The organism is Nocardia pseudovaccinii NBRC 100343, from assembly GCF_001613225.1.
Classification (GTDB): domain Bacteria; phylum Actinomycetota; class Actinomycetes; order Mycobacteriales; family Mycobacteriaceae; genus Nocardia; species Nocardia pseudovaccinii.
In genome coordinates, this window is sequence record NZ_BDBY01000200.1 from 1 (window position 1) to 26,398 (window position 26,398).

Genomic DNA, 26,398 nt, shown 5'->3' on the forward strand with positions numbered 1-26,398 from the left:
ACGCCGCCGCAGAGCAAATCGCACAAGTTGCGCTGGATCCTGCTCGCGGTCGCCCTGGTGCTGGCCGCGGCGGTCGGATTGCTGGTCGGCTACAACATGATTCGCAGCAACTACTACGTCGGCGCGGATAACGACAAGGTCGTCATCATGCGCGGGCTGCCGGGTTCGGTGCTGGGTTATTCGATCCACGAGGTCGAGACGCTCGGCTGTGTCGACCCGACCGGCGCCCTCACCCTGAAGCAGCCGGGCGAGACGCTGCCGCCGAAGTGCAAGGCGCTCAAGGTTTCCGATCTCAAGCAGACCGGACACGACCAGGTGGACAAGGGGCTGCCGCCGGGTTCGCTGGACGAGGCGCGCAAGCAGATGCAGATGCTGGCGCGCAACGAGCTGCTGCCCGTCTGCCCGACTAAGGAATCGGTGCCGCAGCCCGGCGTCGTGCCGCCGAGCGAGGCGCCGACGCAGCCCGGGGTCCCCGCGCCGACGACGGTCGCGCCGACCACCGAGAACCGGCCGCCCGCGCCCGAACCGCAGCCGAGTGAGACCAAGAGCCCCGACGCCAAGACCCCGACGGCGACGACGTCGCCGAACCCCCAGACGGCGGGGGAGCCTTGCCGGGTGACGGACTGATGTCCGCTCCGGCACCGCCGTCCGCTGGGGCCTTTCCCAGTCCACCCGGCGGATTCGCGCCAGCGCCGCCACCGTCGACGAAGCGCAATGCCGAACTCGTATTGCTCGCCGGTGCGACGGGCATCGTCACCGTTTCGCTGTTTCTGGTCGAGGCGAGTCAGGAACAATCGGTCACCTGGGATATCGCCAAGTACGGTCTCGCCTATCTGGCCCTGTTCGCGGTCGCGCATCTCGCGGTGCGCCGCTTCGCACCGTTCGCCGACCCGCTGCTGTTACCGATCGCCGCGCTACTCAACGGACTCGGCCTGGTGCTGATCCATCGGCTCGATCTCGCCGACGCGCAGACCGCCGCTTACAACTCGTGGCCGATCCCGTCCCCCGACGCCAATCAACAGATCCTGTGGACGGGTCTGGGGATGATCATCTTCATCGCGCTCCTGGTCGTGCTGAGCGATTACCGCACGCTGGCCAAATACAGCTACACCCTAGGCCTGACAGGCCTTGTCGCGCTGGCGATTCCGGCACTGCTGCCCGGGGCGTATTCGGAGACCAACGGCTCCAAGATCTGGATCAGGCTGCCCGGATTGAGTGTGCAGCCGGGTGAATTCGCGAAGATTCTGCTGATCATCTTCTTCGCCTCGGTGCTGGTCGCCAAGCGCGATCTGTTCACCGCGGCCGGTCGGCATTTCCTCGGCATGGAGTTCCCGCGCGCCCGCGACCTCGGCCCGATTCTGGTGGTCTGGATCGTCTGCATCGGCGTGCTGGTCTTCGAAAAGGACCTCGGCACTTCGCTGTTGATCTTCAGCACGGTGCTGGTGATGCTCTACATCGCGACCGAGCGGGTCGGCTGGCTCGTCATCGGCGGCGCGCTGCTGACCATCGGATTCTTCTTCGCCTACCATGCCTTCAGCCATGTCCGGGTGCGCACGCAGACCTGGCTGCACCCGTTCGCGGATTACAACAACACCGGCTACCAGATCTCGCAGTCGCTGTTCGGCCTGGCCACCGGCGGATTGGCGGGCACCGGCCTCGGCAGCGGACGGCCCTCGCAGGTGCCCTTCGCCAAAACCGACTTCATCATCACCACCATCGGCGAGGAACTCGGCCTGTTCGGGCTGGCCGCGGTGCTGCTGCTGTTCCTGGTGTTCGTGGTGCGCGGCCTGCGGACCGCGCTCGCCGTGCGCGACAGCTTCGGCAAGCTGCTGGCCGCCGGGTTGTCGTTCACCATCGCGATCCAGCTTTTCGTGGTGGTCGGCGGTGTCACCAAACTGATTCCGCTGACCGGTCTCACCACCCCGTTCATGTCCTACGGTGGTTCGTCGCTGCTGGCCAACTACGGGCTGCTGGCATTGCTGATCAAGGTCTCCGATGCGGCACGTGCCCCGGCGCCGGTGCGCAAGAAGGATCCGGTGGCCCCGATCTCGGATGCGACCACGGAGCTTCTGCGCAAACCGGAAGCGAGGCCGCAGGAATGAACACGCCGCTACGACGGGTCGCGGTCGCGGTGATGCTCATGATCGTCGCCCTGCTGCTCAACGCCACCTATGTGCAGGTGATCAAGGCCGACGACTACCGCACCGATCCACGCAACTCACGCGTGCTGCTCGACGAATACGCCCGCCAGCGCGGACAGATCTCCGCGGGCGGCACCGTGCTGGCCAGTTCGGTCGCCACCGACGACCGCTACAAATACCTGCGCACCTACCCCACCGATCCCGAGGCGTACGCACCGGCCACCGGCTTCTACTCGATGCAGTACGGCAGCACCGGGCTGGAGCGCGCCGAGGATACGGTGCTCAACGGTTCGGACAATTCGCTGTTCGGACGCCGCCTGATCGATATGATCTCCGGTCGTGATCCGCGCGGCGGCAATGTGCTCACCACGCTGGATCCGATGATGCAGCAGGTCGCCTACGAACAGCTGACCGCCAAGGGCTACACCGGTTCCGTGGTGGCGATCGAGCCGAGTACGGGCAAGATTCTCACCATGGTGTCCACCCCCAGCTACGACCCGAACCTGTTGTCCGGGCACGATGGCGCCCAGGGCACCAAGTCTTGGGAAGAGCTGAGTGCGGACCAGCGCCAACCCATGTTGAATCGTGCTGTGTCGCAGACCTATCCGCCGGGCTCCACCTTCAAGGTGGTCGTCACCGCCGCCGCGTTGGCCAACGGCACCGCAACCCCGGACGACCAGTTCACCGCCGCGCCGAACATCACGTTGCCGGGGACGAACACGACGCTGGAAAACTACAACGGCACCACTTGCGGCAGCGGCCCCACCGCAACGCTCACCGAGGCGTTCCGCAGATCCTGCAATACCGCATTCGTCGAACTCGGTCTCAAGGTCGGCTCGTCCAACCTCAAGGACGAGGCCGCCGCATTCGGCATCGGTGCGCACCGCGGCATCCCGATTCCGGTGGCGGAGAGCACCGTTGGCACGATTCCGGACAATGCCGCACTGGCCCAGAGCAGCATCGGCCAGCGCGATGTAGCGCTCACCCCACTGGACAACGCGGTCATCGCCGCGACCGTCGCCAACGGCGGCGTCCGCATGGAGCCGTACCTGGTCGACCAACTGCAGGGACCCGATCTGAGCGAGCTCTCGAAAAATAAACCGGTCTCGGTCGGCCAAGCTGTCAGCGCCCAGGTAGCGTCGACGCTGACCAACCTGATGATCGCGTCGGAGGACAACACCGTCGGACACGGCCAGACCCGGTATCAAATCGCCTCTAAGACCGGAACCGCCGAACACGGAAGCAATCCGCGCAATACGCCACCACACGCCTGGTACATCGCCTTCGCGCCCGCGCAGAACCCCAAGATCGCCATCGCGGTGATCGTGGAGAACGGCGGCGACCGGGCGTTGGCCGCCACAGGTGGCTCGGTGGCCGCGCCGATTGCCCGCGCGGTGTTGGACGCCGGTTTGCGAGGGCGCTGAGAGATATGAACGTGCGAGTGGATGACCGGGGGCCGGGATGCTGAACAACGGTGCGATGATCGCCGACCGATATCGCCTGCAACGCCTGATCGCCACGGGCGGTATGGGGCAGGTCTGGGAGGCGCTCGACACCCGACTGGACCGCCGGGTCGCGGTGAAGGTGCTCAAGTCGGAGTTCTCGGCCGACCCGACCTTCCGGCACCGGTTCCGCAGTGAGGCCAAGACCACGGCCCAGCTGAATCACCCGGGTATCGCAGGAATCTACGACTACGGCGAGACCATGGATCCCAGCGGCGGGGAAACCGCCTATCTGGTCATGGAATTGGTGCAGGGCGAACCGCTCAATACGGTGCTGAACCGGCTCGGGCGGCTTTCGGTGGCCCAGGGTCTGGACATGCTGGAGCAGACCGGTCGCGCACTCGAGGTCGCGCACGCCGCCGGCGTCGTGCACCGTGACGTCAAACCGGGCAATATCCTCGTCACGCCGACCGGTCAGGTGAAGATCACCGACTTCGGCATCGCCAAGGCCGTAGACGCCTCCCCGGTCACCAAGACCGGCATGGTGATGGGCACCGCCCAGTACATCGCGCCCGAGCAGGCGGTCGGCGAGGACGCGACCGCGGCCAGTGATGTGTACGCACTCGGTGTGGTCGGCTACGAGGCATTGGCCGGGCAGCGGCCGTTCAGCGGCGACGGCGCGATCACCGTCGCGATGAAACATGTGCGCGAGGCCCCGCCGCCGATGCCGTCCGATCTGCCGCCGAATGTGCGCGAGCTGATCGAGATCACCATGGGTAAGGATCCAGCCCTGCGCTACGCCAGCGGCGGCGAATTCGCCGATGCCGTCGCCGCCGTGCGCGCCGGACGCCGCCCACCCCCACCAGTCACCACCGCAGGACCGACGGCAACCGGTGCGACCCGGGTGCTGCCGCCCGGCCCGACCGTGATTCTGCCGTCGCATGACCACGATGGCCCGACGGTCCGGTACAACACCCCGGCCTCGCCGATGGGTGTCGGCGGCGCTGCTTCGACCAGACAGACGCCCGCAGGTGCGCCCAGAACGGTGATGAGTTCCGGCGCCACCCGCGCCAACCCCGGGCCCGGTCCGGAGACCTCGAAGTTCACCACCGGCCAGAAGGTCGGCGCGGCCGTGGCCGTCGGCGCGGTGCTGCTCGTCGGACTCGTCTTGTGGCTGCTCTTCGGCGGCGACACCAATCCGGATACCGTGCGCCCGGTCACCACCACCACGAAGGTCGCGCCGCCGCCGGTCACCACGCTGCCGCCGACCACAACCGAGGCGCCGACGACCGTCGTCACCACGACCAGACCGGCCCCGCCACCGCCGCCGACCCAGGAACCGACGACGACAACGCAGCCGCCGACCACAACGCCGAGTACCACAGCGCCGAGTACGACGAAGTCGTCGAAGACGACGAGTCCGTCCACCACCACAAGAGGCTCGTGGTTCCCTACGCTCGATTTACCATTTCCGGATAGTCCCGGTGCCCGAGGACCCTCGGCCACTCCAGGCGCTGCTACTCCGCAAGGACAACCATGACGACCCCGAAGAATCTCTCCTCCCGCTACGAGCTGGGTGAGATCATCGGGTTCGGCGGCATGTCCGAAGTCCACAAGGCGCGCGATCTACGGCTCAGCCGGGACGTCGCGATCAAGGTGCTGCGTGCCGACCTGGCCCGCGACCCTACGTTCTACCTGCGCTTCAAGCGCGAGGCGCAGAACGCCGCCGCACTGAACCATCCGGCCATCGTCGCGGTCTACGACACCGGCGAGGCGGAGGTGGACGGCGGCCCGCTGCCGTACATCGTGATGGAGTACGTGGACGGTGACACGCTGCGTGACATCGTGCGCGGTAAGGGTCCGATACCGCCGCGCCGGGCCATGGAGGTCGTCGCCGACGTCTGCGCCGCACTCGATTTCAGCCATAAGGCCGGAATCGTGCACCGCGATATGAAGCCCGCGAACATCATGATCAACCGGGCGGGTGCGGTGAAGGTGATGGACTTCGGCATCGCGCGCGCGATCGCCGACAGCTCCAACCCGATGACCCAGACCGCGGCTGTTATCGGTACCGCGCAATATCTTTCGCCTGAGCAGGCGCGCGGTGAGACCGTCGACGCCCGCTCGGATGTCTATTCCGTCGGCTGTGTGCTGTTCGAAATCCTCACCGGCGAGCCGCCTTTCACCGGTGACTCGCCGATCGCCGTTGCCTACCAGCACGTCCGGGAGGATCCGCGGCTGCCATCGCATGTCCACAACGGAGTGCCGCGCGAGCTGGATTCCGTCGTGCTCAAGGCGATGAGCAAGAATCCGGCCAACCGGTACCAGTCGGCCGCCGAGATGCGTGCCGATCTGATCCGGGTGCTCGGCGGCCAGAAGCCGAGCGCGCCGATGGTGATGACCGACGAGGACCGCACCACCATCCTCGGCTCGAACGAGCCTGCGCCGCGCAGCTTCCGCACCGTCGAACGCAATGACGACACCGCCGAGCAAGAGCCCGCCGAACCGGCGAGTCCGCGTCGTAATCTCTATATCGCGCTCGGCGCCGCCGCGGCGGTCATCGTCGCGTTCGCCCTGTTCTGGGTATTGATCGGACCGGGCGCGCGCCCGGATCAGGTCGCCATACCCGACCTTTCGAATAAATCCGCGCAACAGGCCCAGGACTCGCTGCAGAAGCTCGGCTTCACGGTGGCAATCCAGCAGAAGCCGGATAACAAGGTCGCCACGGGCAATGTCATCTCCACCCAGCCGCTCGGCGGCTCCCGGGTCGACAAGGGCAGCACGATCACCGTGCAGGTCTCCTCCGGACCGGCGCAGGTGCAGATTCCTCGACTCGACGGCATGACCCAGGAGCAGGCAGAGCAGCAGCTGAACGCAAGTGGCTTGCGGATGGACCCGAACGTGCAGCGCAAGCCGTCGAGTGCGCAGGAGACGGACAAGGTGATCGGCACCGACCCCTCGGCGGGCTCGCGCGTCGATGTCGACCGGGCCATCGTCGTGATTCTCGGCTCCGGACCGGAGCAGATCCGGGTACCGAATGTGGTCGGTCAGGACATCAGCGTCGCGCAGCCGAATCTGGTGGACAGCGCCGGTTTCAAGATCAATATCCAGGAGGTCCCGTCCTCGAAGCCCAAGGGCGAGGTGCTCTCGACCAACCCGGCGGGCGGCGCGAGCGCGGACAAAGGGTCGACGGTCACCGTGCAGGTCTCCAGCGGCGACATCGTCATGCCGAGCCTGGTCGGCCTGACCACGGCGCAGGCGGTGGACAAGCTGCGGCAGGCGGGTTGGACCGGCACATCGGCACAGATCAGCCAGACCACCCAGGGCACCTTCGATACCAACAGCGTCGGCCGGGTGGTCAGCCAGCAGCCCGCGGCCGGATCGGCGATCGGGAAGAACGGAACAGTATCGATCACCACCTACGTCCTGGGTCCGCCGTGATGGCGGCACCCAGGTCAGGGGCCTGAATACGCGCAAAGGCGGACCGCTCGGCGCGAGGACGGGGCCTGCTCATCCCAAACCCAACCGTGGAGCAGGAAGCAGCCCATCGCCACCGCGGACTACGGCAGTGCCTGATGCCGATCAGGAAAGATCCAGGTGGCGATTCATCGACATCGCCTCCTCGGCCAGCCCCGCCAACTCGATCACCTCGACGCCGTGCTGCCGCAATTGCTCCACCCCGACGCAGTTGGTCACGAAGGTCGTCGGTTCCCGCCAGGCGATGACGACGCGCGCAATCCCGGCCCGCAGGATCCGGTCGGTGCACGGCAGCCGGGTCGCGGTGGCGCGCTGGGAACACGGTTCCAGGGTGCTGTAGATCGTCGCTCGCGCCAGCCGAGGATCGTCCGCGTCGAGCTTGTCGAGCGCGGACTCCTCGGCATGGACCTTCTCATCGGTCTCGCGCGAGTAGCCGGTCGAGATCTCGACGCCGTCGGCCACGATGACCGCGCCGACGGAGAATGCGGTCGGGCTGGGCGGGCACAACCGCGCCAGTTCGATTGCCCGGCGCATGAATCGGATATCGGTTTGTTCCTCGGACTCGCGCGGCAGGTAGCGCAGTAATGCGATATCGCCGATCCGAGTGATATCGGCCAGGTGCATTCGGCGGACCGGGTAGCTCGCGGGGCCGAGAAAGCGCGGTGCCGCGGCATGTCCGACGACAATCGGCGCGACCGCCATCTGCAATTCGTCGGCCAGGTCCGCCGCGAGGAACTGCGTATGGATGCGTGTGCCGCCCTCGACCATGAGCCGGGCGATGCCGCGGCGGCCGAGATCGTCGAGCAATGCTGCGAGGTCGATATCGGCACCGAGCGGGACCACCTCCGCCAGACCCGCCAACCGATCGCCGAGCTTCGCCGCACCGGCGTGTGTGGTGTAGACGAGTTTGTCTCCGCCGTGGTGCCAGAACCGCAGCTCGGGATCCAGATCACCGCGTGCGCTCACGGCGATCTTCAACGGGTACTCCGGTTTTCCGGCCGCGACACGCACGGCCCGCCGGTCGGCACTGTCGACCAGCAACCGCGGATTGTCGCGCCGCAGCGTCTGCGCGCCGATCAGGATCGCGTCGGACTCCGCGCGCACCTGATCCACCCGATCGAAATCCGCGGCATTGGACAGCTTCAGCCGCTCCGGACTCGCATCGTCGATATATCCGTCGACACTGACCGCGACGGACAGCAGGACATAGGGCCGACGCGTCACTGGGTCACCAGTGCCGCGACCTCCGCCTCCAGCATCTCCACCAGCCCCTCGGACGGACGCTCGCCGCATACCTCCAGCCAGTTCGCCAACATCCGGTGCCCGCCTTGGGTCAGCACCGATTCGGGATGGAACTGCACGCCGTGAATCGGCAGCGTCCGATGCCGCATGGCCATCACGATCCCGGACTCGGTGCGTCCGATCACCTCGATATCCGCGGGCAGGGTGTTCTCCAGGACGGTGAGCGAGTGGTATCTGGTCGCGGTGAACGGGTCGGGCAGACCGGCCAGCACGCCCGTGCCGAGATGGAATACCGAGCTGGTCTTGCCGTGCAGCAACTCCGGCGCGCGAGTCACGGTGCCGCCGAACGCCTCTCCGATGGCCTGATGGCCCAGGCACACCCCGAGCAGCGGAATGTTGTGCCGGGCGCACGCATGCACCAGATCGATGCTCGCGCCCGCCCGGTCCGGAGTGCCAGGTCCGGGACTGATCAGAATGCCGTCGTATTCGGTGACGACCGCGTCCAGATCGGCCAACTTCGGGTCGTCATTGCGCCAGACCACGGCCTCGGCACCCAACTGGCCGAGGTACTGCACCAGGTTGAACACGAAGCTGTCGTAGTTGTCGACGACCAGTACACGCATGCTGACGAGATTACGTGGCGACCCGGCGGACCGTCGCCCGCATTACCAGTTGGGATAGCCTAGAGGCAGACCGGCGGGGACCTGAGCCCTCACCCGGACCGTCTCGGCCCCCGCCGGATCGGGTTCTGTGGTGCGCGAGCTCGGCCATAATTCAACCGAATCCCGCCCGCCGGTACCCGACCTGAACGCCGAACACGAGGACGACATGCCCAAGTCGAAGGTCCGCAAGAAGACCGACTACACGATCAATCCCGCCAGCCGCACGCCGGTGAAGGTGAAGGCTGGGCCGTCCCCGGTCTGGTACGTCGTGATCATGCTCGGCTTCATGCTGGCCGGGCTGGTCTGGTTGCTCGTCTACTACTTGGCCAACGACAAGATCTCCTGGATGGCGGATCTCGGGGCGTGGAACTTCCTGATCGGCTTCGGTCTGATGGTCATCGGGCTGATCATGACCATGCGGTGGCGGTGACCTGGCTCAGTAACGCCAGGATTACAGACGTGTCATTCATGCACACCTGTGGATAACCGTGTGGACAACTCGAGGAACGATTGGGGAAAGTGACACGTGGATCCCGAATCCGATTCGCCTGATCCGCTTCCCGAACCACGCACCACCTGGACCACGCCGATGGCCGCTCTCATCGCGGTCACCATCGGTGGTGTGGTGCTGGCCGGTGCCGCCATCCTCGCCAAGGACGGGCCGAGTCGGCTGCTGATCGGATTGGCGGCGATCGGCCTGCTGGCCTTGGCCGCACTCGGATTCCGACAGCGCCCGCGCCTGAGCATCACCGCCGATCCACAGCCGCGACTGGTAGTCCGTACGCTTACCGGGCCGACCGAATACACCCGCGATCAGATAATGCGGGCCCGTGTCGTCGGCTATCGCCGCCTCGGCCGCAAGAATCCCATGCTCGAAATCGACGTCGAGCACCACGGCGACGAACGGCTGCTGATCTTCGGTCGCTGGGACCTCGGCACCAGTCCGGACGAGGTCTTCGAAACCCTTGTCGCACACGGACTGGCGCAGTAGCAGCGCGCCGAATACGCGCGGCGGCAACGTTTCACGTGAAGCATCTACCGCAGCGATATCGCCGCGGCGACGATGACGGCGAGTGCCGCCACGGCAACGGCGGCAACCGCTGCCCAGCCGATCAGCCGTGCGTTCTCTTGGGATTTCGCGCGCAACCACTCGGGCAGGAACAGAATGCCGAGTGCGGCAAGGGTGCCCGCGGCGAGTCCGCCGAGGTGTCCGGCCAATGAGATACCGGGCAGCGAGAAGCTGATGAAGACATTGATACCGATGAGGATCAACATCTGATTCGGATTCTGCCGCACCCGGATCAGGATCACCGTGATCGCGCCGAACAGTCCGTAGACCGCACACGATGCACCCGCGGTGAGGCTGTCCCTGGCGAAAACCATCACGGCGGCCGCGCCGCCGAGCAGCGACACCAGGTAGACCACCAGATAGCGCACCCGCCCCAGCACCGGCTCGATACTGCGGCCGACCACATACAGCGCGAACATATTGAGCAGCAGGTGGATCGGACCGTAGTGCAGAAAGCCGGAGCCGATCAGCCGCACGTACTGACCGTGCGCGACCGCGGGCGGATAGAGCACCCAGTCGATGTACAGCGCGGAATGCCCGGTGTTCTCCACCAGACTCTTCGATTGGCCCGCGGTGACCGCGAAGACAATTGTGTTCAGCGCGATGAGCGCATAGGTGACATACGGAATCGGGGTCCGCGCGGTCTGAGCACCGGCGACGGTTCGCACCGGCCGGACCTCACGCTGTCCCTGACGGACACAGTCGACACAGTGCTGTCCGACCGCCGCAGGTCGCAGACACTCCGGACAGGCTGGCCGCCCGCACCGAGTGCAGGCCAGGCCCGTAGGACGATTTGGGTGGCGGACGCAGGTCGGTGCGGGCGGTTGAGCGTTCATCGGATTATTCGATAGTGATCTTGGAGATGGTGACGGCTTCCTTGGGACGGTCGTTGCGATCGGTCGGCGTGGTCGCGATGACATCGACGACCTTGCGCGAATCGGGGTCGACGACCTCCCCGAAGATGGTGTGCTTGCGGTTCAGATGCGGCTGCGAACCGACGGTGATGAAGAACTGCGAACCATTGGTGCCCGGTCCGGCATTGGCCATCGCCAGCAGGTAGCCGCGATCGAAGCGCAGCTCCGGGTGGAATTCGTCGCCGAATTCGTAGCCGGGTCCACCGCGTCCGGTGCCGGTCGGGTCACCACCTTGAATCATGAACCCGTCGATCACCCGGTGGAAGCTCACGCCGTCGTAGAACGGACCGGAGGCGCCGCCGCTGGCGTTCTCCGTCTTGTACGGTGCCGATCCGTCGGCCAGGCCGACGAAGTTCCGCACCGTCTTCGGGGCGTGGTTACCGAAGAGCGAGATCTTGATATCGCCGTGGTTGGTATGCAACGTGGCCACGGCGGTCTGATTCGGTGAGGTCACGCCGCCCATCGTGCCACGATCCTCGCAATCTTCGCCGCACCGGGCCGGGTGCGGCTGTGATCTGGGACTACTGCGCGATGCTCAGGTATGTGCCACAGTTGTCGAATGACCCTGGGGCGCCTACTCACCTCCGCACGTTCTCGTAACCGTCTGATCGCCGCAGTCGTCGTCGCGCTGGCCGGTGGCGTGGCCTGGTTGGTTCGCAGCAAGCGTCCACAACCGCCGGAACCGGCGCCGGCGCCGCCGCGAATCGGCTACTCCCGCAACGGTTCCGCGCCGAACCCCTTGGCGGGCGCCGGCGCGGACAACGGTCGCTGACTCCCCGCTGGCGATCCCGCTCAGCGGCTGACGGTGCGCTTGTACTGCCGCAGCGCGAGCGGGATGAACACCAGCAGGATGATCGCCACCCAAGCCAGCGTGGTCGCCACTGGATGCTGCATGGACCAGGCGTCCGATTTCGGCGCCATCGGACTGGTGTTGCCGAACAGATCGCGGGTCGCCTGGGTGACCGCCGAGACCGGATTCCATTCGGCGAATACCCGCAGCGCCGTCGGCAGATTCTCGAGCGGCACAAAGGTATTGGCCAGGAATGTCAGCGGGAAGATCACCATGAAGCTGGCGTTGTTGAACACCTCGGGCGCGCGGACCAGCAGGCCGACCACGGCCATGATCCAGGAGATCGCGTACGCGAAAAGCAGCAACAGCACATAGGCCAGTACCGCGTCGAGCAGTGATCCGCGAATCCGCCAGCCGACGACATAACCGGTCAGCGACATCACCACCAGGCTGACCACATTGATCACCACATCGCTGATGGTGCGCCCGACCAGCACGGCCGACGGCGCCATCGGCAGCGAGCGGAACCGATCGATAATGCCCTTCTGCATATCCTCGGCCAGGCCCAATCCGGTGAACGTCGCGCCGAACACCACCGACTGCGCGAAGATGCCCGCGATCAGGAACTCCCGGTAACCGCCCGACATGCCGGGCACCTCGATCGCCGAGCCGAAGATATAGGCGAACAGCAGCACGAACATGATCGGCGACAGCGTCGAGAAGATCAGCACGTCGGGTACGCGCTTGATCTTGATGACATTGCGCTTCGCGATAGTCAAGCTGTCGGTGCAGACGATGGTCAGACGTTCGCCGAGCGGCATGCGGATTCTGGTGTCCGCAGTCGCCGCGGTCATCGCTTGCGTCCTTCCGTTGCTTCGTGCCGATCCGCGGGCTTGTCGCCATTGCCGTTGATCAACTCCTCGGCCTCGTGACCGGTGAGCGTGAGGAAGACATCGTCCAGCGAGGGACGACGCAGACCGACATCGTGAATCTGCACATTGTGGGTGCTCAGCCTGCCGATGGCATCGACGAGCGCCTGCGATCCGTCACTGACCGGAACGGTGATCCGGCGCAGTCCGGGTTCGAGATGGATCTCCCCGTCCGCCAAGCCCTTCAGCGCCTCCTGGGCGGTCACGAGATTGTCGGCGTGGTCGACGGTGAGTTCTATGCGGTCGCCGCCGACCAGGGTCTTGAGTTCATCCGCGGTGCCGCGGGCGATCACCTTGCCGTGGTCGATCACCGCGATGGCGTCGGCCAGCCGGTCGGCCTCCTCCATGTACTGCGTGGTGAGCAAGAGGGTGGTGCCACCGGCCACCAGTTCCTCGATGACATCCCAGAGGTCGAGGCGCGCCCGCGGATCGAGTCCGGTGGTCGGCTCGTCGAGGAAGAGCACCGGCGGATTGGCCACCAGCGCGCCGGCCAGGTCGAGCCGTCGGCGCATGCCGCCCGAATAGCCCTTGACCGGTCGATCGGCGGCATCGCTCAGTCGGAAGCGCTCCAGCAATTCCCGCGCGCGCTCCTTACTGCGTTGCACGCCCATGTGATAGAGCCGACCGACCATCTCCAGGTTCTCGAATCCGGTGAGATATTCGTCGACGGCTGCGTATTGCCCGGACGCACCGATGCGTGAGCGCAGAGCCTGTGGATTGCGGAGCACGTCGATACCCGCGACGGTCGCACGGCCGGAATCTGGAATGAGCAGGGTGGTGAGCACCCGGACCGTGGTGGTCTTGCCCGCACCGTTGGGTCCGAGCAATGCGGTGACGGTACCCTCGGGCACCGCTAGGTCGAGTCCGTCGAGAGCGACCAACTGGCCGTATCGTTTGACCAGCCCCTCGGCGACGATTGCGTCGGGCATGATTCTCCTGAGGTTCGCTCGCTCCGGGCGAGGTGACCATTACCGGAGTCAGTATTGCCCTGTGCACCGACAATTTCCGGTGATTTTTCGTCGACCTGGGCTTTACCAACGATCGATGCTCGCGAATCCCCATCGAACACAAACGGTCGCATCCCGTTCCGGGCGGTGCTCGGGGGTGCCGGATCGGGATGCGACCGGTTTCGATCCTGCCGCCCGATCCCGCTCCGATCGCGCGTAGCGCACTACCCGATTCGGGACCGGCCGGTACTCGGGTCCCGCGGGCACGACATGCCCGTGCCCGAACGACACGCGACAAATCCGGCCGAATCTGACGTGCGGTCGATGAACCCCAGGAGTGATTCCGGACGCACAGCAACCGGTCGGCATGGTTTTCACATTTGTCCAGACCGCTCAGTGAGCTCACGCCCCGGCCGTAAATCACTGCGCGACAACATTTTTGACAACAGTCACGGAATCGGCAAACAGGCCGACAACCGACTGGTCCGGCTACCTGGGCGGTGTCCGCGCCCGGCGCAGGTGAGCCGTCCCGAAAAATCTTGGAAAGTGGTGATCCCCACGCACACACAATCCCGGAACATCGCGTAGGATCATTCACGTCGGCCCCTCCCCCCCGGGCCGACCTTACGCGGGCCTCGGCTAACTCCCCCCCTTCGCCGAGGCCCGCTCCCCATTTCCGGGTCAGGTCAGCCCCACTCAGCTATCTGTCGGCACCGCCGGATTCTCCGCCATGCCCACCGATAGCCAGGCCGCCGTCAACCGTTGCGCCCGTACCTTTCCGGCGGTCGCCAGCAACCGCCGATCCCGCTCCCACCGCTCGCGCACGACCGGATCGGCCTGTACCCACAGCGGCTCCAGTTCCGTAAGTACCTGTTCGAAGTACGCGTACGCGCCACCCAGTGCGATATGCCCGCCTGGCGAGGTCGGCCGATCCATATCGAGACCACGCACGAAGGCCACCGCGGCGAGTAACCGCTGCGACGTCGCCCGCGGCCAACCGGACTCGCGACCGACCCGCACCAGCCAGCCGAGGGTGGCCGCGAGCACATGGACGTCCTCGATGGTGCGGAACGGTTTGAGGTAGTCCGAGTACCCGTCGCCGACCAGCGGCTCGGCCGCGGCATCGGTAAATGTCACCGAGGCGTGTGGGATTTCGGGTGCGAAAGGTACCGCGGGCAGATTCGTCACATCGACGCCGGGCTGTGCCGCGTCGACCAGCACCGCGCGCAGCCGGTTGCGGCCGTCGGCCGCCGTGCCCGCGCTGGCGATCACCAACATCCGCCGCGCGAGTATCCCCAATGTGGTGAAGGTCTTGGTGCCGTTCACCCGCCAGCCGTTATCGGTCTCGGTCACCTCGGTCGCGATCGCGGACGGATGCGCGCCACCCGCCTCGGTCGCGGAAACCGCGACCAGCTCATCGGCCGGAAGTCCGGGCAGCAACGCACGCAGCGCCTGCTGATATCCGGACAGGAATGCGAAACCCAGTCGGTCCGCGCCGAATCCACCGGCGATCGCTATATCGATCGTGGTGCCGAACCGCTCGGCGGCCGCCCGATGCCGCGTCCACGCATCGGTGATCGACTCGAGCGGTGTCGGATCGAACGCCTCGGTCAGCAGATAATCGAACACAGAGTCCACTCGTGCACGCTAACCGAGAATCGTCGCCCGGCTCGCACCCAGGAAGCTGGCGACTAGCCCGCAATCCTTATCCGGCACGCGGCGATGCGACAGCAGAATCTCAGGATCGCCAGGTATCACTGACTGGTCATCCCCCTCGTGAGGAGCCTGACCAGTGACGAAACCAGATCTCGAGCGCCGGAGGGCGCTGTACGACGCCGAGGCACGACTGTCCTGGGTGCTCGCCGCACTGGCCGGTCTCATCGGCGCCGCGGCCTTCATGCATACCGAGGGCTACTTCGTCACGTTCATGACCGGCAATACCGAACGCGCCGCGCTCGGCTACTTCCACGACGAACCCGATATCGCCGTCGCCGCGGCCCTGCTCATGCTCTCGTTCCTCGCCGGTGTCGTGGTTGCCTCCTGGTGTCGCACGCACTACTGGTCCGGTCATCCGCACGGGCCGACCCTGCTCACCACGCTCAGCCTCGCTGTGGCATCCCTGCTGGACGGCATCATCTACTGGGCGACGAACGCCACCAATATCGACCTCATCCCGATCCTGTTCGTCGCCTTCGGCGTCGGCGCGCTCAACACCTCGTTCGTCAAGAACGGCGAGGTCTCGATACCCCTCAGCTACGTCACCGGCACCCTCGTCAAAATGGGCCAGGGTATCGAACGCCATATCAGCGGCGGCGATTACGCCGACTGGCTCGTCTACTTCCTGGTCTATGCCGCCTTCTGCGCGGGCGCGCTGCTCGGCGGATTGCTGAGCCTGATCGTCGCGGGCTGGGCCATGCTCATCACCGCCACCGTGGTGTGCCTGATCACTACCTGCTTCACCTACCTGCACCTGGACCGCCACGGCCCGCCCACGACGAGCTGACCCACGTGCGCGTCGTCGAGGCGACGGATACGGTTGTCCGGTGGGGAGTTTCGAGGATCCAACGCCGGATCACCTTGCGGCACTTGCACAACACAGCACCTGGGCCGAAATCCGACCGCTATTGCGGCCGATTCTGCGTCCGACGACCTACAAACAGGCCGCACTCGACAACCTGCTGCACCGCTGGCCCGAGGCCGCCGAGATCGACACCCGGTTCGTCAGCCGACCGGCCTTCCCGTTCGTCGAAGAATTGGTCGCGATCGACCTGCCGAACACGCGAACAGTCATCAACTACTCGACCATGGCGCTCTGGCCTGTTTCGGCCGACGAGGTATTCACGGCGGCCCGCGAAAATCTGGAAGCCATTGCGCAGCCGCATGATCCGCGCGGCAACGCGATCCTCACCCGCACCGATCGCGACGGCAGTGCCTACCTCACCTCCTGGCCGCTCGCCCCGGGTTGGTTGGCGAGCTTCAGTCAGCGCTACGCCGGCCGCCGGCCCGTCGTCTTCATGCCCGACATCGACACACTGATCGTGGTCCCCGATATCCCACACCTGCTCGCCCGCATCTACCGCCAGGTCGAGCAACAGTATGTGGATGCACGCCAACGCCTCTCGCCGCAGGGCTACACCCTCGACGAGGACGACGCCGTCGTTCCCTTCGACCGCGCGGGCCGACACGAACAACAGCAGGCTGGCGTCCGCGCCGGATACCGCCTTGCCATGTGGGAGTACGCCGTCCAAGCCCACTGGCTCAACCAGGCGCTCGAACGCGACCTCGAATTCACCCGCTACGACCTGAAGATGGCCATCGTCGGCGACTTGAAGCTGGCGGGCACCGACACCCACCCCTACACCTACACCGTCTGGGGCGAAGGCGTCGACTACCTCCTCCCCGCCGCCGACTACATCATGTTCGCCGGTACCGACGCCGACGACAACGCCGTTCCCATCTGCACCGTCCCGCTCACCGCGGCTCTCGAAATAACCGGCCTCACACCGATTCCCGGCATGTCCCCCATTCGCTTCGAAGCCCGCTTCTGGCCCGATGAAACGATGCTCACCCAGTTGAAGCAGGCCTCGGTCGCCCTGTAAATCGAACCGGGGCTCGGTCCGCATATCCGAACCCATGGCGAACCCGTGCAAAGATGGCACATCGCTCGAACCGCACGACCTTGCACGATGCAGGCCTAGTCGATTACGCGCAGAGCTTCACACGTCGGCCGTCCGCCCACTCGGGCACGGCGCGCGGCCCATGGACGCAGCGGCCATCGCCTCTCGCGTCACTCAAACCTGTTGATGAGCAAGAGATTTCGTTATGTCCACGGGACGTCGAGGCCGAAGCCGTTCGAACCCGGAAAGGATGTATGAAGAAGTGAAACCCGCGGATGAGGTCCTCGAGCTGACCGATGAGTTCTACCAACATCCGCACAAGGTACGAGGCTTTGCGTAAGCGCGGCCCGATCCATCGCGTCCGCTTGGACGGGTGCTCGGCTGGATGATCGTCGATCACGATGTGGCGAAACATGCCTTCGTCGAGCCGACCATCAGCAAGAAGATCCAATCGCCGCGGGCACAAGCGGTCATGGCCGAACACGGCGCCGACGGCCAGTACAACGGCGCCATCAACCTGATCGGTAACGCGCTGCTCGAGCTGCTGATCGACCCCTGAGCGGCCGACCGCCTGCACGCCGACCCGAGCAAGATCCCCGCCTTCATCGCGATTGCCACCGAAGCCGCGAAGATTCCCGGCACAGCGGACCCGACCGCCCCTGGACCGAACCCGACAACCTGGGCGAGCCCCAGTTTTCAACGATCTAGCCAGCCCCGGTCGGCCCCTTGGTGGCATCCCGGCCTCACGCAACCACAACCGGCGGGCTGCGGCCGGGCAGGCGAGCCAGATGTGACCCATCCATAAGACAATGCCGCCTCGAGCACTGCGGGCAGTGAGAACATTGTGGAGGCTCGATCTCATCCAAGTGGAGGACCTCTTGAACCGTGTCATGCTGAGTGCATTTGCCGCCGGGGCGATTTCGCTGACGATCGGTCTGCCGTCGGCGACAGCGGCAGCGTCCCCGGACGAGCTTGCGGCGGAATCCACACCGGCCACCCGAACCGTGGTGACGGCTCCTTTCGATCCTGTCTGCCCCCTCTGTTTCCTGCGCGAACTGCTCGAAAGCGGCTCCAGTCACCCGTAAACGATCTCGTCGACCGAACGGCACGGTCCATCAAGGGGCCGTTGCTTGGACACATCCCGACGGGCCGGTACCGCAGAAGCGTTACCGGCCCCGTTGTCGTTTCCGGGTCGGGATGCGGAAGGTGACACAAACGCTCCACAACCCGAACCCTTTGACGGTGGAGGGGCCAGCGATTCAGCAGCGATTCCGATTCGAATCTGCCGTCTTCGTCGACTTCTCGGCCCAGGACCACAGCCTGCTGACCTGGGCATGACATCCGAGTGGATTCGCAGCGCCGGGCCGCCCGACGACCCGGGAATGCGGCATTGTGGGCATTCCGACGTCGGTGGCTCAGGAGGATCGCTCCGGCTCGGACGGGCGCGATCCTCCATCAATGGGCTCCGGTTCCTGCCGACTGTGAGTCCTGGGTGTGCCGAGCACTCGTGAGCGGGCCACGGCCCGACCAGACCGCGAGTGTGGCCAGGGCCAGCAGCACACCGGCGAATACCAGGACTGCAGGCAGTGAGACTGCGTCGACGACTGCTCCGCCGGCCAGTGCGCCGACTCCGATTGCCAGGTTGAACACCGCGACCCATAGTGCGGAGGCTGCTTCCACTGCCTTGGGTGCGGCGGTGATCATCCATGTCTGCAGGCTCACCGACACTCCGCCGAAGACCAGGCCCCACCCGATAAGCAGGATCATTGCGCCGATGGGGCCACGACCGAGCAGCGGGTAGAGCAATACCAGTGTGGTCAGGCGGGCGGCGATGCCGAGCACGGTCCAGTGCAGGGCTCGCCCGAGGGCCGCGCCCGCGAGGAAGTTTCCAGCGATGCCAGCGATGCCGAATCCCAGTAGCAGGGGGCCGACGAACACGGTATCGATACCGGACAACTGTTGCAGCGTCGGCCCGACAAAGGTGTAGGCAGCGAAGTGCCCGATCACCAGGAGGAACGTGGCCAGGATTCCGGCCCGTACGCCGTGGTTGCGGAACTGGTCGACGAACTGGTGAAGTCCGAGCGGTTGCGTGGCGACCAGGGGTGGCAGGACCGCGACCAGGACGACGGATACAACGAGAGCCAGGATGCTCAGCGCCGCAAATGCCAGGCGCCAGCCTGCTAATGCACCGAACGCCGTCCCGAGCGGGACGCCGAGCACGTTCGCGGCTCCGACTCCGCCGAAGATCACTGCGGTGGCTTTCGGCACGGCCTTCTCGGTCACCAGCCGCACGGCTAGACCAGCGGCGACTGCCCAGAACCCGCCGATCGCGATGCCGACCAGCGCCCTGGACACCAGCAGTATTGCGAAGTTGGGTGCCATCGCGGATATCGCGTTGGCAACGGTCATGAGTCCCATCAGGGCCACGAGCAGGACCCGGCGATCGAGTCGGCCGATGACCAGCGGAACCACCGGCGCCGCCAAGGCGGCCACGATACTGGCTCCGGTCACCAACCCGGCCGCGCCCTCCGAGATCCGCAGCGCCGAGCCCACCGGAGACAGCAGCCCGATCGGCAACTGTTCGGCCGTCACCAGCAAGAACGTGCCGACCGCCACTGCGGTCACAGCAGACCAGCGATTCGCTTGCGGGGCAACGGGATTGGTTGCGTATTGCGTCGTGGTCAAAGCCACCCCTCCGATTCGGTAGCGAGCGTTCCCATACCGGGCACACTAATACGGGAACGATCGCTCCACAACTGTGGTAGCCTGACGTCGTGGCACGTCCGCGGGAATTCGACGAGCAGGAGGTGGTCGCCAGGGCGACCGCCTTGTTTCGGCGGCGCGGCTACCACGCCACCTCGGTGCGTGAGCTGGGGGAAGAGTTGGATCTCAAGCCCAGCAGCCTGTATCGGACCTTCACCGACAAGCACACCCTGTTCCTGCGTGCACTGGATCACTACCGCGCGCACGACTCCGCCGAAGCCAAACGCCGCCTCGAAGCACCCGGTTCGTGCCGGGAAGCGTTGCGGGACTGGATGATCTGGATGATCAGCGGTGCGCCCCATGACGATGCCGCCGACGGGTGTTTCGTGGTCAACACCGCGACCGAACTCGGTACCACCGACGTCACCGTGCAGCAACGGGTCGAAGCGGCTTTCGATGTCACCCGCGACGCGCTGGACGCAGTGCTCCGCCGTGGCCGCACTACAGGTGAGCTGCCGCCCGATCTCGATATCGACACGGCGGTCGAATCCTTGTTCACCATGGTCCTGGGCCTGCGAGTCAGAGAACGTGCCCGCCACGACCCCGCTCGACTGATCGCCGCAATAGATTTCGCGATCCACTCGCTCGGTCCGGCGCCCGAGGGCCCACCGGACCTGAGCCATCCCCACGACGAACGCTGACTAAAGGAACAGCCTGCCCGCGCTGAGTGACCATCCTGAAATCGGCAGGAGCGAGCGTCCCCGACACTCATCGTCAGTACCGGAGCGGTGGTACTTGAACAGCAACCACTTTGATCACGGCCAAGTCCAACCTGGCGGACGTTCTGGGCAGCAGCCTTCTCCACCGCGGCCACCCGAAGAACACTGCAACCTCGAACCCGCCACCCGCCCCGTGATGACTCTGTATCCGGTTGCCGCAGAGGAGAATAATATTGCAGTTGCGGTCAGCCTCTCGGCGCAGACAACGCTATTGCCGGGAGTGCCCCTCGGTCGGCGAGCGACCGACAATTCACCGCGACGCGGCAGATGCGATTACGCAAAGAGCATGCCGCCGACGCAAGGGTTTCAGCATCATCACAACTACTAGTCGTGCACGGTCCTAAGATTCACCGTTTCGTCCGCGGGTCGAATTGCTCGGCAGCTCAACGCTTCTGCTGGTGGACCAGATCCGTTCCTTGGATACCCAATCTGTCCAGGACATGGTCGGGCACCTGTCCCAAGAAGACATGGCGCGGTTGGAACGCGCCGTGCGGCTGCACCTCGGGCTGTAGACAAACCCATGGGTTCAAGACAACTGGCTCGCGACGCTGTGGAACAGATACCCGGCAAACAAACGTCCGGGAGCGAAGCCCGCCCGGTGCAAACACCTACCGGGAATCGAACCGTGGTCCGCGCAAATCCGCAGGTACAGGCATCGTCAACCGCACAACTCGATCCAGTCACTGGAAAACGAAACCCGCAGGTTGTTGACCTGCGGGTTCCTATGGAGTGGAGCCTAGGGGAATCGAACCCCTAACCCCTGCCTTGCAAAGGCAGTGCTCTGCCAATTGAGCTAAGGCCCCGAATCCCTACTGTCCGAGGACAGTTCAGCGGGTGGTGACTTCGTGCCACAGGTCCGCATCGTCACGCTTGCGCAGCTTGGTGATTCCGATGAGAACCGCGACCACGACACCGACCGTGAGAAGAATTTTCATGATTCCCACCCTACTGTGATGTTCGGGAGTGGGCCTAGGAGGACTTGAACCTCCGACCTCTTCGTTATCAGCGAAGCGCTCTAACCGCCTGAGCTATAGGCCCCTATTTCCTGTTCGGATCACCCGCCGGAGCTGCTAACCGAACCGAGGCACGAGATTACCTTACCCGCCCGCCGAAGACCAAAACGGCCGGTCACCGCCCTGCGCGGGGACAGTGACCGGCCGCGTGGACACCGTTCTAGTCGGGGTCGGCCAGGGTCACCTGAATACCGCCGACGAGGTCACAGCACTGGTTGTAGATGAAGACGCCGACGGTCGCCAATGCGGTGAAAAGCACCACATTGATCAGCCCGATGACGCCCGCGTAGCCGAATACCGAACCGGCATCGACCAACCCGACCGAGCCGCTGTCGGAGGAGACCATATCGGTGAAGGTGCTGTTGAGCCGCTCCCACACACCCATGCCCTCGAGCACGATGTAGAGCAGACCGACCGCGAGCATCCACACGAAGAACATGGCCACGCTGATCACCAGCGAGATCTTCAGGGTCGACCACGGGTCGATCCGGCGGATCTGCACCGTGGCCCGCAATGGCTCACCGGAGGCGACGGCCGCCGCGACGGCGACCGGAACCGCGGGCGAGACCGGTACGGACTGCGGGCCCGGGGTTTCGACGGGCAGCGGGTGCCGGATGTCGGACAGGTCCGGCATGTCCTTGATCAATTCCGGGCGGGCGATGCTGCGGGTGGGCCCGTCGATGCCGACGGACTTCACCATCGCCGCTTCCTTGCGCGCCGCCTTGGCCGCGAGATCCGCGGTGGTGCGGGCATTGCCGCCGCCGAGACCACCGCCACCGCCGAGACCACCGCCACCGCCAGCACCACTGCCGCCGCCGCTGAGCCCGGCGCCGCCGAGCCCACCGCCGGTGGAATTCGGGCGACCGGTCACCGGCGACTGTCCGGGGCGATACAGGTTCGACTGTGGCTCCCGCTGCGGCAGCTGCGACCAGCCCTCCTGGAAGGGCGACTGGCCGCCGCCGTTCGATGCCGGGCGGTCGCCTGCTTCCGGCGCGGCCGGCTCGCCTGGGTTACCCGGCCGAGCAGCCCGCTGATCGAATGCCTCGTGCCCGTCCGCACCCGAGCTCGGCTCCGGCGCTTTGAACGCGACTTCGCCTTGCTTGCTGTGCATTTCGTGCGGCTGGGCCCCTCCCTGCGGGCCACTCGGCTGGCCGTTCTCGGCCGATGCGACCGGCCGTGGGATCGGCCGCGGCGGAATCGGTGACGGTGCGATCCGTTCGGTTACACCGTTCGTCTGGTGCCGCTCGTCGTTCGGCTGATTCGTGGTCAATGGGAATCCTTAGATCCGTTCGTTGCCGCCGCTGTGGGGTTACTGCTCAGAGGAACCGGTGTCGCCGTCTCCGCCGACGAGCGAATCAGGATCGGGTTCGTCGGCATTGCGCGCGATAGCAAGCAACGTATCGCCATCGGCGAGGTTCATCAATCGCACGCCCTTGGTCTGTCGTCCAGCCTTCCGAACCTGCTTCGCCGCCGTCCGGATAACACCACCGCCGGACGTGATCGCATACAACTCATCCTCGTCGTCGACGATGAGCGCACCGACCAGGGTGCCACGCTTGGTGTCATATTGGATAGTCAATACACCTTTACCGCCGCGACCCTGCGGGGTGTACTCCTCGATCGCGGTCCGCTTGGCATAACCGCCGGAGGTCGCGACGAGCAGATAGGTGTCGGCGCGAACCACATTGAGCGACAACAGTTCATCGTCGGCATTGAACCGCATGCCCTGCACACCGGAGGTGGCGCGGCCCATCGGACGCAGTGCCTCATCGGTGGCGGAGAAGCGGATCGACTGGCCGCGCGCCGAAACCAGCAGCAGATCATCATCGGCCGAGCACAGCACGGCGCCGACCAATTCGTCGTCGTCGCGCAGGTTCACCGCGACGATGCCGCCGCTGCGGTTGGAGTCGAAATCGGACAGCTTCGACTTCTTGACCAGGCCGTTCTTGGTGGCGAGCACCAGATAGGGCGCATCTTCGTAGCCCTTGATCTGGATGATCTGGGCGATCTTCTCATCCGGCTGGAAGGCCAGCAGATTCGCGACGTGCTGACCGCGCGCGGTCCGGCTGGCCTCGGGCAGTTCGTATGCCTTGGCCCGGTACACCCGGCCCTTATTGGTGAAGAACAGCAGCCAGTCGTGCGTGGAGCTGATGAAGAAGTGCTTGACGATGTCGTCCTGCTTGAGGCCCGCGCCCTGCACGCCCTTGCCGCCGCGCTTCTGGCTGCGGTACAGGTCGGTCTTGGTGCGCTTGGCGTAACCGGTCTCGGTGACGGTGACGACCACATCCTCGCGGGCGATGAGATCCTCATCGGCCATATCGCCGTCATTGGCCACGATCTTGGTGCGCCGCTCGTCGCCGTACTTCTCGACGATCTCGGCCAGTTCGTCCCGCACGATCGCGCGCTGGCGCTCCGGCTTTTCGAGAATGTCCTTGAGGTCGGCGATTTCGGCCTCGATCTTGGCCAACTCGTCGACGATCTTCTGCCGCTCCAGGGCCGACAGCCTGCGCAACTGCATATCGAGGATGGCCGTGGCCTGGATCTCGTCGATATCCAGCAACTGCATCAGGCCGGTGCGCGCGGTGTCGGTATTGGCCGAACGCCGGATCAGCGCGATGACCTCGTCCAGCGCGTCCAGCGCCTTGACCAGACCGCGCAGGATGTGGGCGCGCTCTTCGGCCTTGCGCAGCAAGTACCTGGTACGCCGGACGATGACTTCCAACTGATGCTCGACGTAGAGCCGGATCATCTGATCCAGGCGCAGCGTGCGCGGTACGCCGTCGACGATCGAGAGCATGTTGGCGCCGAAGCTGGTCTGCAGCTGGGTGTGCTTGTAGAGGTTGTTCAGCACCACCTTGGCAACGGCGTCGCGCTTGATGGTGACCACGATCCGCATACCCGCGCGGTCCGAGGACTCGTCGTGGATATCGGAGATGCCCGCGATCTTGCCGTCCTTCACCTGCTCCGCGATGGAGTTGATGAAGTTGTCGGTGTTGACCTGGTACGGCAGCTCGGTGATGACGATCGTGGTGCGGCCGCGGTTGTCCTCTTCGATCTCGACCACACCGCGCATCCGGATCGAGCCACGACCGGTGGTGTAGGCATCCTGAATGCCCTGATTACCGACGATGAGGCCGTAGGTCGGGAAGTCCGGACCCTTGACCCGCTCCATACAGGCCGCCAGCGTCGCCTCTTCGTCGGCGTCGTAGTTCTCCAGCGCCCAGTAGATCGCCTCGGCCAGCTCGTTGAGGTTGTGCGGCGGGATGTTGGTCGCCATACCGACCGCGATGCCGTTGCTGCCGTTCATCAACAGGTTGGGCACGCGGCTGGGGAGAACGGTCGGCTCCTGTGAGCGACCGTCGTAGTTCGGCGTGAAATCCACCGTCTCGTGGTCGATTTCGCGCAGCAGCTCCATGGCCAGCGGGGTCAGGCGGCATTCGGTGTACCGCATAGCGGCCGCGCCGTCATTGCCGCGGGAGCCGAAGTTGCCCTGGCCGTCGACCAGCGGATAGCGCAGCGACCACGGCTGGGCCATGCGGACCAGGGTGTCGTAGATCGACGCGTCACCGTGCGGGTGGTAGTTACCCATGGTCTCGGCGACCGGGCGGGCGGACTTCACATAGCCGCGATCGGGCCGGTAGCCGTTGTCGTACATCGCGTAGAGCACGCGGCGATGCACCGGCTTGAGGCCGTCGCGGACGTCGGGCAGCGCGCGGCCCACGATCACGCTCATCGCGTAATCGATGTAGCTGCTCTGCATTTCGTTCTGGATATCGACCGGCTCGATCCGGTCACCCGCTCCGCCGTTGGGTGGCAGCGTGGTTTCAGTCATCTAAAAGTCTCCTTTGGCACCGGACGTGGAATTGCGCGTCACGCCGGTTACACGTCGAGGAAGCGAACGTCCTTGGCATTACGGGTGATAAAGCTGCGACGCGCCTCGACGTCCTCACCCATCAGGATGGAGAACAGCTCGTCGGCCGCGGCGGCATCGTCGAGGGTGACCTGACGCAGCACCCGCACCGAGGGATCCATGGTGGTCTCCCAGAGCTCCTTGGCGTTCATTTCGCCGAGACCCTTATAGCGCTGGACACCGTCATCCTTGTTGATCTTCTTGCCCGCGGCGAGACCCGCCTCGAGCAGGCCGTCGCGCTCGCGATCGGAGTAGGCGAACTCCGGATCGGACCGCTGCCACTTGAGCTTGTAGAGCGGCGGCTGCGCGAGGTACACGTGCCCGTGCTCGACCAGCGGCCGCATGAAGCGGAACAGCAGGGTCAGCAGCAGGGTCGAGATGTGCTGGCCGTCCACGTCGGCGTCGGCCATCAGCACGATCTTGTGATACCGCAGCTTGGCGATATCGAATTCGTCGTGGATGCCGGTGCCGAAGGCGGTGATGATCGACTGGACCTCGTTGTTCTTGAGGACGCGGTCGATGCGGGCCTTCTCGACATTGATGATCTTGCCGCGCAGCGGCAGGATCGCCTGGTACATCGAGTCGCGGCCGGATTTTGCCGAGCCACCGGCGGAGTCGCCCTCCACGATGTAGATCTCGGACTTGCTCGGATCCTTGGAACGGCAGTCGGCCAGCTTGCCGGGCAGGCCGCCGAGGTCGGTGGCGCTCTTACGACGCACCAGTTCGCGCGCCTTACGCGCGGCGACGCGGGCCTGTGCGGAGG

At 65.4% G+C, this 26,398-nt stretch carries 24 protein-coding genes, 2 tRNA genes and 1 pseudogene; 13 read left to right on the forward strand and 14 right to left on the reverse strand.

The window, feature by feature from the left end; translation table 11 throughout:
* The 5 genes and pseudogenes from NP3_RS49270 to pknB form a co-directional block, all read left to right on the forward strand.
* Positions 1 to 627: pseudogene (locus NP3_RS49270) on the forward strand (serine/threonine protein phosphatase); the annotation flags it as partial.
* Positions 627 to 2,102, forward strand: a complete 1,476-nt coding sequence (locus NP3_RS25540) for an FtsW/RodA/SpoVE family cell cycle protein (protein WP_063044144.1) — start codon at positions 627 to 629, stop codon at positions 2,100 to 2,102. The pseudogene NP3_RS49270 and the gene NP3_RS25540, both read left to right, overlap by 1 nt.
* Positions 2,099 to 3,565 (forward strand): peptidoglycan D,D-transpeptidase FtsI family protein, encoded by a 1,467-nt coding sequence (locus NP3_RS25545; RefSeq protein ID WP_063044145.1) that lies wholly within the window; start codon positions 2,099 to 2,101, stop codon positions 3,563 to 3,565. The genes NP3_RS25540 and NP3_RS25545 overlap by 4 nt, the downstream gene beginning before the upstream one ends.
* 37 nt (positions 3,566 to 3,602) lie before the next feature.
* Entirely contained in the window at positions 3,603 to 5,123 is a 1,521-nt protein-coding gene (locus tag NP3_RS25550) for a protein kinase domain-containing protein (protein WP_063044146.1), read from the forward strand.
* On the forward strand, positions 5,120 to 7,024 hold the full coding sequence (gene pknB, locus NP3_RS25555; protein WP_063044147.1) for a Stk1 family PASTA domain-containing Ser/Thr kinase: 1,905 nt from the start codon (positions 5,120 to 5,122) through the stop codon (positions 7,022 to 7,024). The genes NP3_RS25550 and pknB overlap by 4 nt, the downstream gene beginning before the upstream one ends.
* 141 nt (positions 7,025 to 7,165) lie before the next feature.
* Here the strand turns inward: pknB and NP3_RS25560 are convergent, their stop codons facing one another.
* Both NP3_RS25560 and NP3_RS25565 read right to left on the reverse strand, forming a co-directional pair.
* A complete protein-coding gene (locus tag NP3_RS25560) occupies positions 7,166 to 8,284 on the reverse strand; it encodes a dihydrofolate reductase family protein (protein ID WP_063044148.1) in 1,119 nt (372 codons plus the stop codon).
* Positions 8,281 to 8,925, reverse strand: a complete 645-nt coding sequence (locus NP3_RS25565; RefSeq protein ID WP_063044149.1) for an aminodeoxychorismate/anthranilate synthase component II — start codon at positions 8,923 to 8,925, stop codon at positions 8,281 to 8,283. Before NP3_RS25565 ends, NP3_RS25560 begins: the two co-directional genes overlap by 4 nt.
* A gap of 205 nt (positions 8,926 to 9,130) precedes the next feature.
* Here NP3_RS25565 and crgA point away from each other — a divergent pair, with 205 nt between their 5' ends.
* Positions 9,131 to 9,394 (forward strand): cell division protein CrgA, encoded by a 264-nt coding sequence (gene crgA / locus NP3_RS25570; protein ID WP_063044162.1) that lies wholly within the window; start codon positions 9,131 to 9,133, stop codon positions 9,392 to 9,394.
* 159 nt (positions 9,395 to 9,553) lie between these two features.
* Positions 9,554 to 9,955 (forward strand): PH domain-containing protein, encoded by a 402-nt coding sequence (locus tag NP3_RS25575; protein ID WP_063044163.1) that lies wholly within the window; start codon positions 9,554 to 9,556, stop codon positions 9,953 to 9,955.
* Between the two features lie 44 nt (positions 9,956 to 9,999).
* Here NP3_RS25575 and NP3_RS25580 read toward each other — a convergent pair whose 3' ends face one another.
* Together NP3_RS25580 and NP3_RS25585 are read right to left on the reverse strand one after the other, a co-directional pair.
* Positions 10,000 to 10,869, reverse strand: a complete 870-nt coding sequence (locus NP3_RS25580) for a rhomboid family intramembrane serine protease (RefSeq protein ID WP_063044150.1) — start codon at positions 10,867 to 10,869, stop codon at positions 10,000 to 10,002.
* A gap of 4 nt (positions 10,870 to 10,873) precedes the next feature.
* A complete protein-coding gene (locus NP3_RS25585; protein ID WP_063044164.1) occupies positions 10,874 to 11,401 on the reverse strand; it encodes a peptidylprolyl isomerase in 528 nt (175 codons plus the stop codon).
* A gap of 105 nt (positions 11,402 to 11,506) precedes the next feature.
* On the opposite strand from NP3_RS25585, the gene NP3_RS25590 reads away from it, so the two are divergent.
* Positions 11,507 to 11,719 carry a hypothetical protein gene (locus NP3_RS25590; RefSeq protein WP_063044151.1) on the forward strand — a complete coding sequence of 71 codons (213 nt, stop codon included), beginning with the start codon at positions 11,507 to 11,509 and terminating at the stop codon, positions 11,717 to 11,719.
* Between the two features lie 20 nt (positions 11,720 to 11,739).
* Here the strand turns inward: NP3_RS25590 and NP3_RS25595 are convergent, their stop codons facing one another.
* The 3 genes from NP3_RS25595 to NP3_RS25610 all read right to left on the reverse strand — a co-directional run bounded on the left by NP3_RS25595 (position 11,740) and on the right by NP3_RS25610 (position 15,251).
* On the reverse strand, positions 11,740 to 12,558 hold the full coding sequence (locus NP3_RS25595; protein WP_063044165.1) for an ABC transporter permease: 819 nt from the start codon (positions 12,556 to 12,558) through the stop codon (positions 11,740 to 11,742).
* A 29-nt stretch (positions 12,559 to 12,587) separates the two neighbouring features.
* A complete protein-coding gene (locus tag NP3_RS25600; protein ID WP_063044152.1) occupies positions 12,588 to 13,595 on the reverse strand; it encodes an ATP-binding cassette domain-containing protein in 1,008 nt (335 codons plus the stop codon).
* Positions 13,596 to 14,309: 714 nt separating this feature from the next.
* On the reverse strand, positions 14,310 to 15,251 hold the full coding sequence (locus tag NP3_RS25610) for an acyl-CoA dehydrogenase family protein (RefSeq protein ID WP_063044154.1): 942 nt from the start codon (positions 15,249 to 15,251) through the stop codon (positions 14,310 to 14,312).
* Between the two features lie 154 nt (positions 15,252 to 15,405).
* Between NP3_RS25610 and NP3_RS25615 the strand changes: the two genes are divergently transcribed.
* The 3 genes from NP3_RS25615 (at position 15,406) to NP3_RS25625 (ending at position 17,789) form a co-directional block, all read left to right on the forward strand.
* The gene (locus tag NP3_RS25615) at positions 15,406 to 16,116 is read left to right on the forward strand and encodes a YoaK family protein (RefSeq protein WP_157124544.1); all 711 of its coding nucleotides are present in this window, start codon (positions 15,406 to 15,408) and stop codon (positions 16,114 to 16,116) included.
* 40 nt (positions 16,117 to 16,156) lie between these two features.
* Entirely contained in the window at positions 16,157 to 17,212 is a 1,056-nt protein-coding gene (locus tag NP3_RS25620; RefSeq protein ID WP_063044155.1) for a DUF1444 domain-containing protein, read from the forward strand.
* A gap of 403 nt (positions 17,213 to 17,615) precedes the next feature.
* Positions 17,616 to 17,789, forward strand: coding sequence for a hypothetical protein (locus tag NP3_RS25625; RefSeq protein WP_157124545.1), 174 nt, complete (start codon positions 17,616 to 17,618; stop codon positions 17,787 to 17,789).
* Between the two features lie 896 nt (positions 17,790 to 18,685).
* Here NP3_RS25625 and NP3_RS25635 read toward each other — a convergent pair.
* Entirely contained in the window at positions 18,686 to 19,915 is a 1,230-nt protein-coding gene (locus tag NP3_RS25635; protein ID WP_084508977.1) for an MFS transporter, read from the reverse strand.
* 89 nt (positions 19,916 to 20,004) lie between these two features.
* On the opposite strand from NP3_RS25635, the gene NP3_RS25640 reads away from it, so the two are divergent.
* Positions 20,005 to 20,634 carry a TetR/AcrR family transcriptional regulator gene (locus NP3_RS25640; RefSeq protein WP_063044159.1) on the forward strand — a complete coding sequence of 210 codons (630 nt, stop codon included), beginning with the start codon at positions 20,005 to 20,007 and terminating at the stop codon, positions 20,632 to 20,634.
* A gap of 449 nt (positions 20,635 to 21,083) precedes the next feature.
* Positions 21,084 to 21,224: a type II toxin-antitoxin system PemK/MazF family toxin gene (locus NP3_RS51600; protein ID WP_084508976.1), complete on the forward strand. Its 141-nt coding sequence runs from the start codon at positions 21,084 to 21,086 to the stop codon at positions 21,222 to 21,224.
* A 218-nt stretch (positions 21,225 to 21,442) separates the two neighbouring features.
* Here NP3_RS51600 and NP3_RS25645 read toward each other — a convergent pair.
* From NP3_RS25645 to NP3_RS25665, 6 genes are all read right to left on the reverse strand, one after another.
* Positions 21,443 to 21,515, reverse strand: a tRNA-Ala gene (locus tag NP3_RS25645).
* 24 nt (positions 21,516 to 21,539) lie between these two features.
* Entirely contained in the window at positions 21,540 to 21,647 is a 108-nt protein-coding gene (locus NP3_RS49935; protein WP_218007666.1) for a DLW-39 family protein, read from the reverse strand.
* 29 nt (positions 21,648 to 21,676) lie between these two features.
* Positions 21,677 to 21,750, reverse strand: a tRNA-Ile gene (locus NP3_RS25650).
* A 135-nt stretch (positions 21,751 to 21,885) separates the two neighbouring features.
* Entirely contained in the window at positions 21,886 to 22,995 is a 1,110-nt protein-coding gene (locus NP3_RS25655) for a DUF3566 domain-containing protein (protein WP_063044160.1), read from the reverse strand.
* A 39-nt stretch (positions 22,996 to 23,034) separates the two neighbouring features.
* Positions 23,035 to 25,557 (reverse strand): DNA gyrase subunit A, encoded by a 2,523-nt coding sequence (gene gyrA, locus NP3_RS25660; RefSeq protein WP_063044161.1) that lies wholly within the window; start codon positions 25,555 to 25,557, stop codon positions 23,035 to 23,037.
* Between the two features lie 47 nt (positions 25,558 to 25,604).
* A partial coding sequence (locus NP3_RS25665) for a toprim domain-containing protein (protein ID WP_245721106.1) occupies positions 25,605 to 26,398 on the reverse strand: 794 nt, incomplete at its 5' end.

Bases quoted from the DNA above. Each gene is read 5' to 3' on its own strand.
- NP3_RS25565 (WP_063044149.1), bottom strand. From the start codon at position 8,925: ATGCGTGTACTGGTCGTCGACAACTACGACAGCTTCGTGTTCAACCTG.
- NP3_RS25600 (WP_063044152.1), bottom strand. From the start codon at position 13,595: ATGCCCGACGCAATCGTCGCCGAGGGGCTGGTCAAACGATACGGCCAG.
- gyrA (WP_063044161.1), bottom strand. From the start codon at position 25,557: ATGACTGAAACCACGCTGCCACCCAACGGCGGAGCGGGTGACCGGATC.
- NP3_RS25590 (WP_063044151.1), top strand. From the start codon at position 11,507: ATGACCCTGGGGCGCCTACTCACCTCCGCACGTTCTCGTAACCGTCTG.
- crgA (WP_063044162.1), top strand. From the start codon at position 9,131: ATGCCCAAGTCGAAGGTCCGCAAGAAGACCGACTACACGATCAATCCC.
- NP3_RS25595 (WP_063044165.1), bottom strand. From the start codon at position 12,558: ATGCCGCTCGGCGAACGTCTGACCATCGTCTGCACCGACAGCTTGACT.
- NP3_RS25625 (WP_157124545.1), top strand. From the start codon at position 17,616: ATGATCGTCGATCACGATGTGGCGAAACATGCCTTCGTCGAGCCGACC.
- NP3_RS25550 (WP_063044146.1), top strand. From the start codon at position 3,603: ATGCTGAACAACGGTGCGATGATCGCCGACCGATATCGCCTGCAACGC.
- pknB (WP_063044147.1), top strand. From the start codon at position 5,120: ATGACGACCCCGAAGAATCTCTCCTCCCGCTACGAGCTGGGTGAGATC.
- NP3_RS49935 (WP_218007666.1), bottom strand. From the start codon at position 21,647: ATGAAAATTCTTCTCACGGTCGGTGTCGTGGTCGCGGTTCTCATCGGA.
- NP3_RS25540 (WP_063044144.1), top strand. From the start codon at position 627: ATGTCCGCTCCGGCACCGCCGTCCGCTGGGGCCTTTCCCAGTCCACCC.
- NP3_RS25545 (WP_063044145.1), top strand. From the start codon at position 2,099: ATGAACACGCCGCTACGACGGGTCGCGGTCGCGGTGATGCTCATGATC.
- NP3_RS25575 (WP_063044163.1), top strand. From the start codon at position 9,554: ATGGCCGCTCTCATCGCGGTCACCATCGGTGGTGTGGTGCTGGCCGGT.
- NP3_RS25580 (WP_063044150.1), bottom strand. From the start codon at position 10,869: ATGAACGCTCAACCGCCCGCACCGACCTGCGTCCGCCACCCAAATCGT.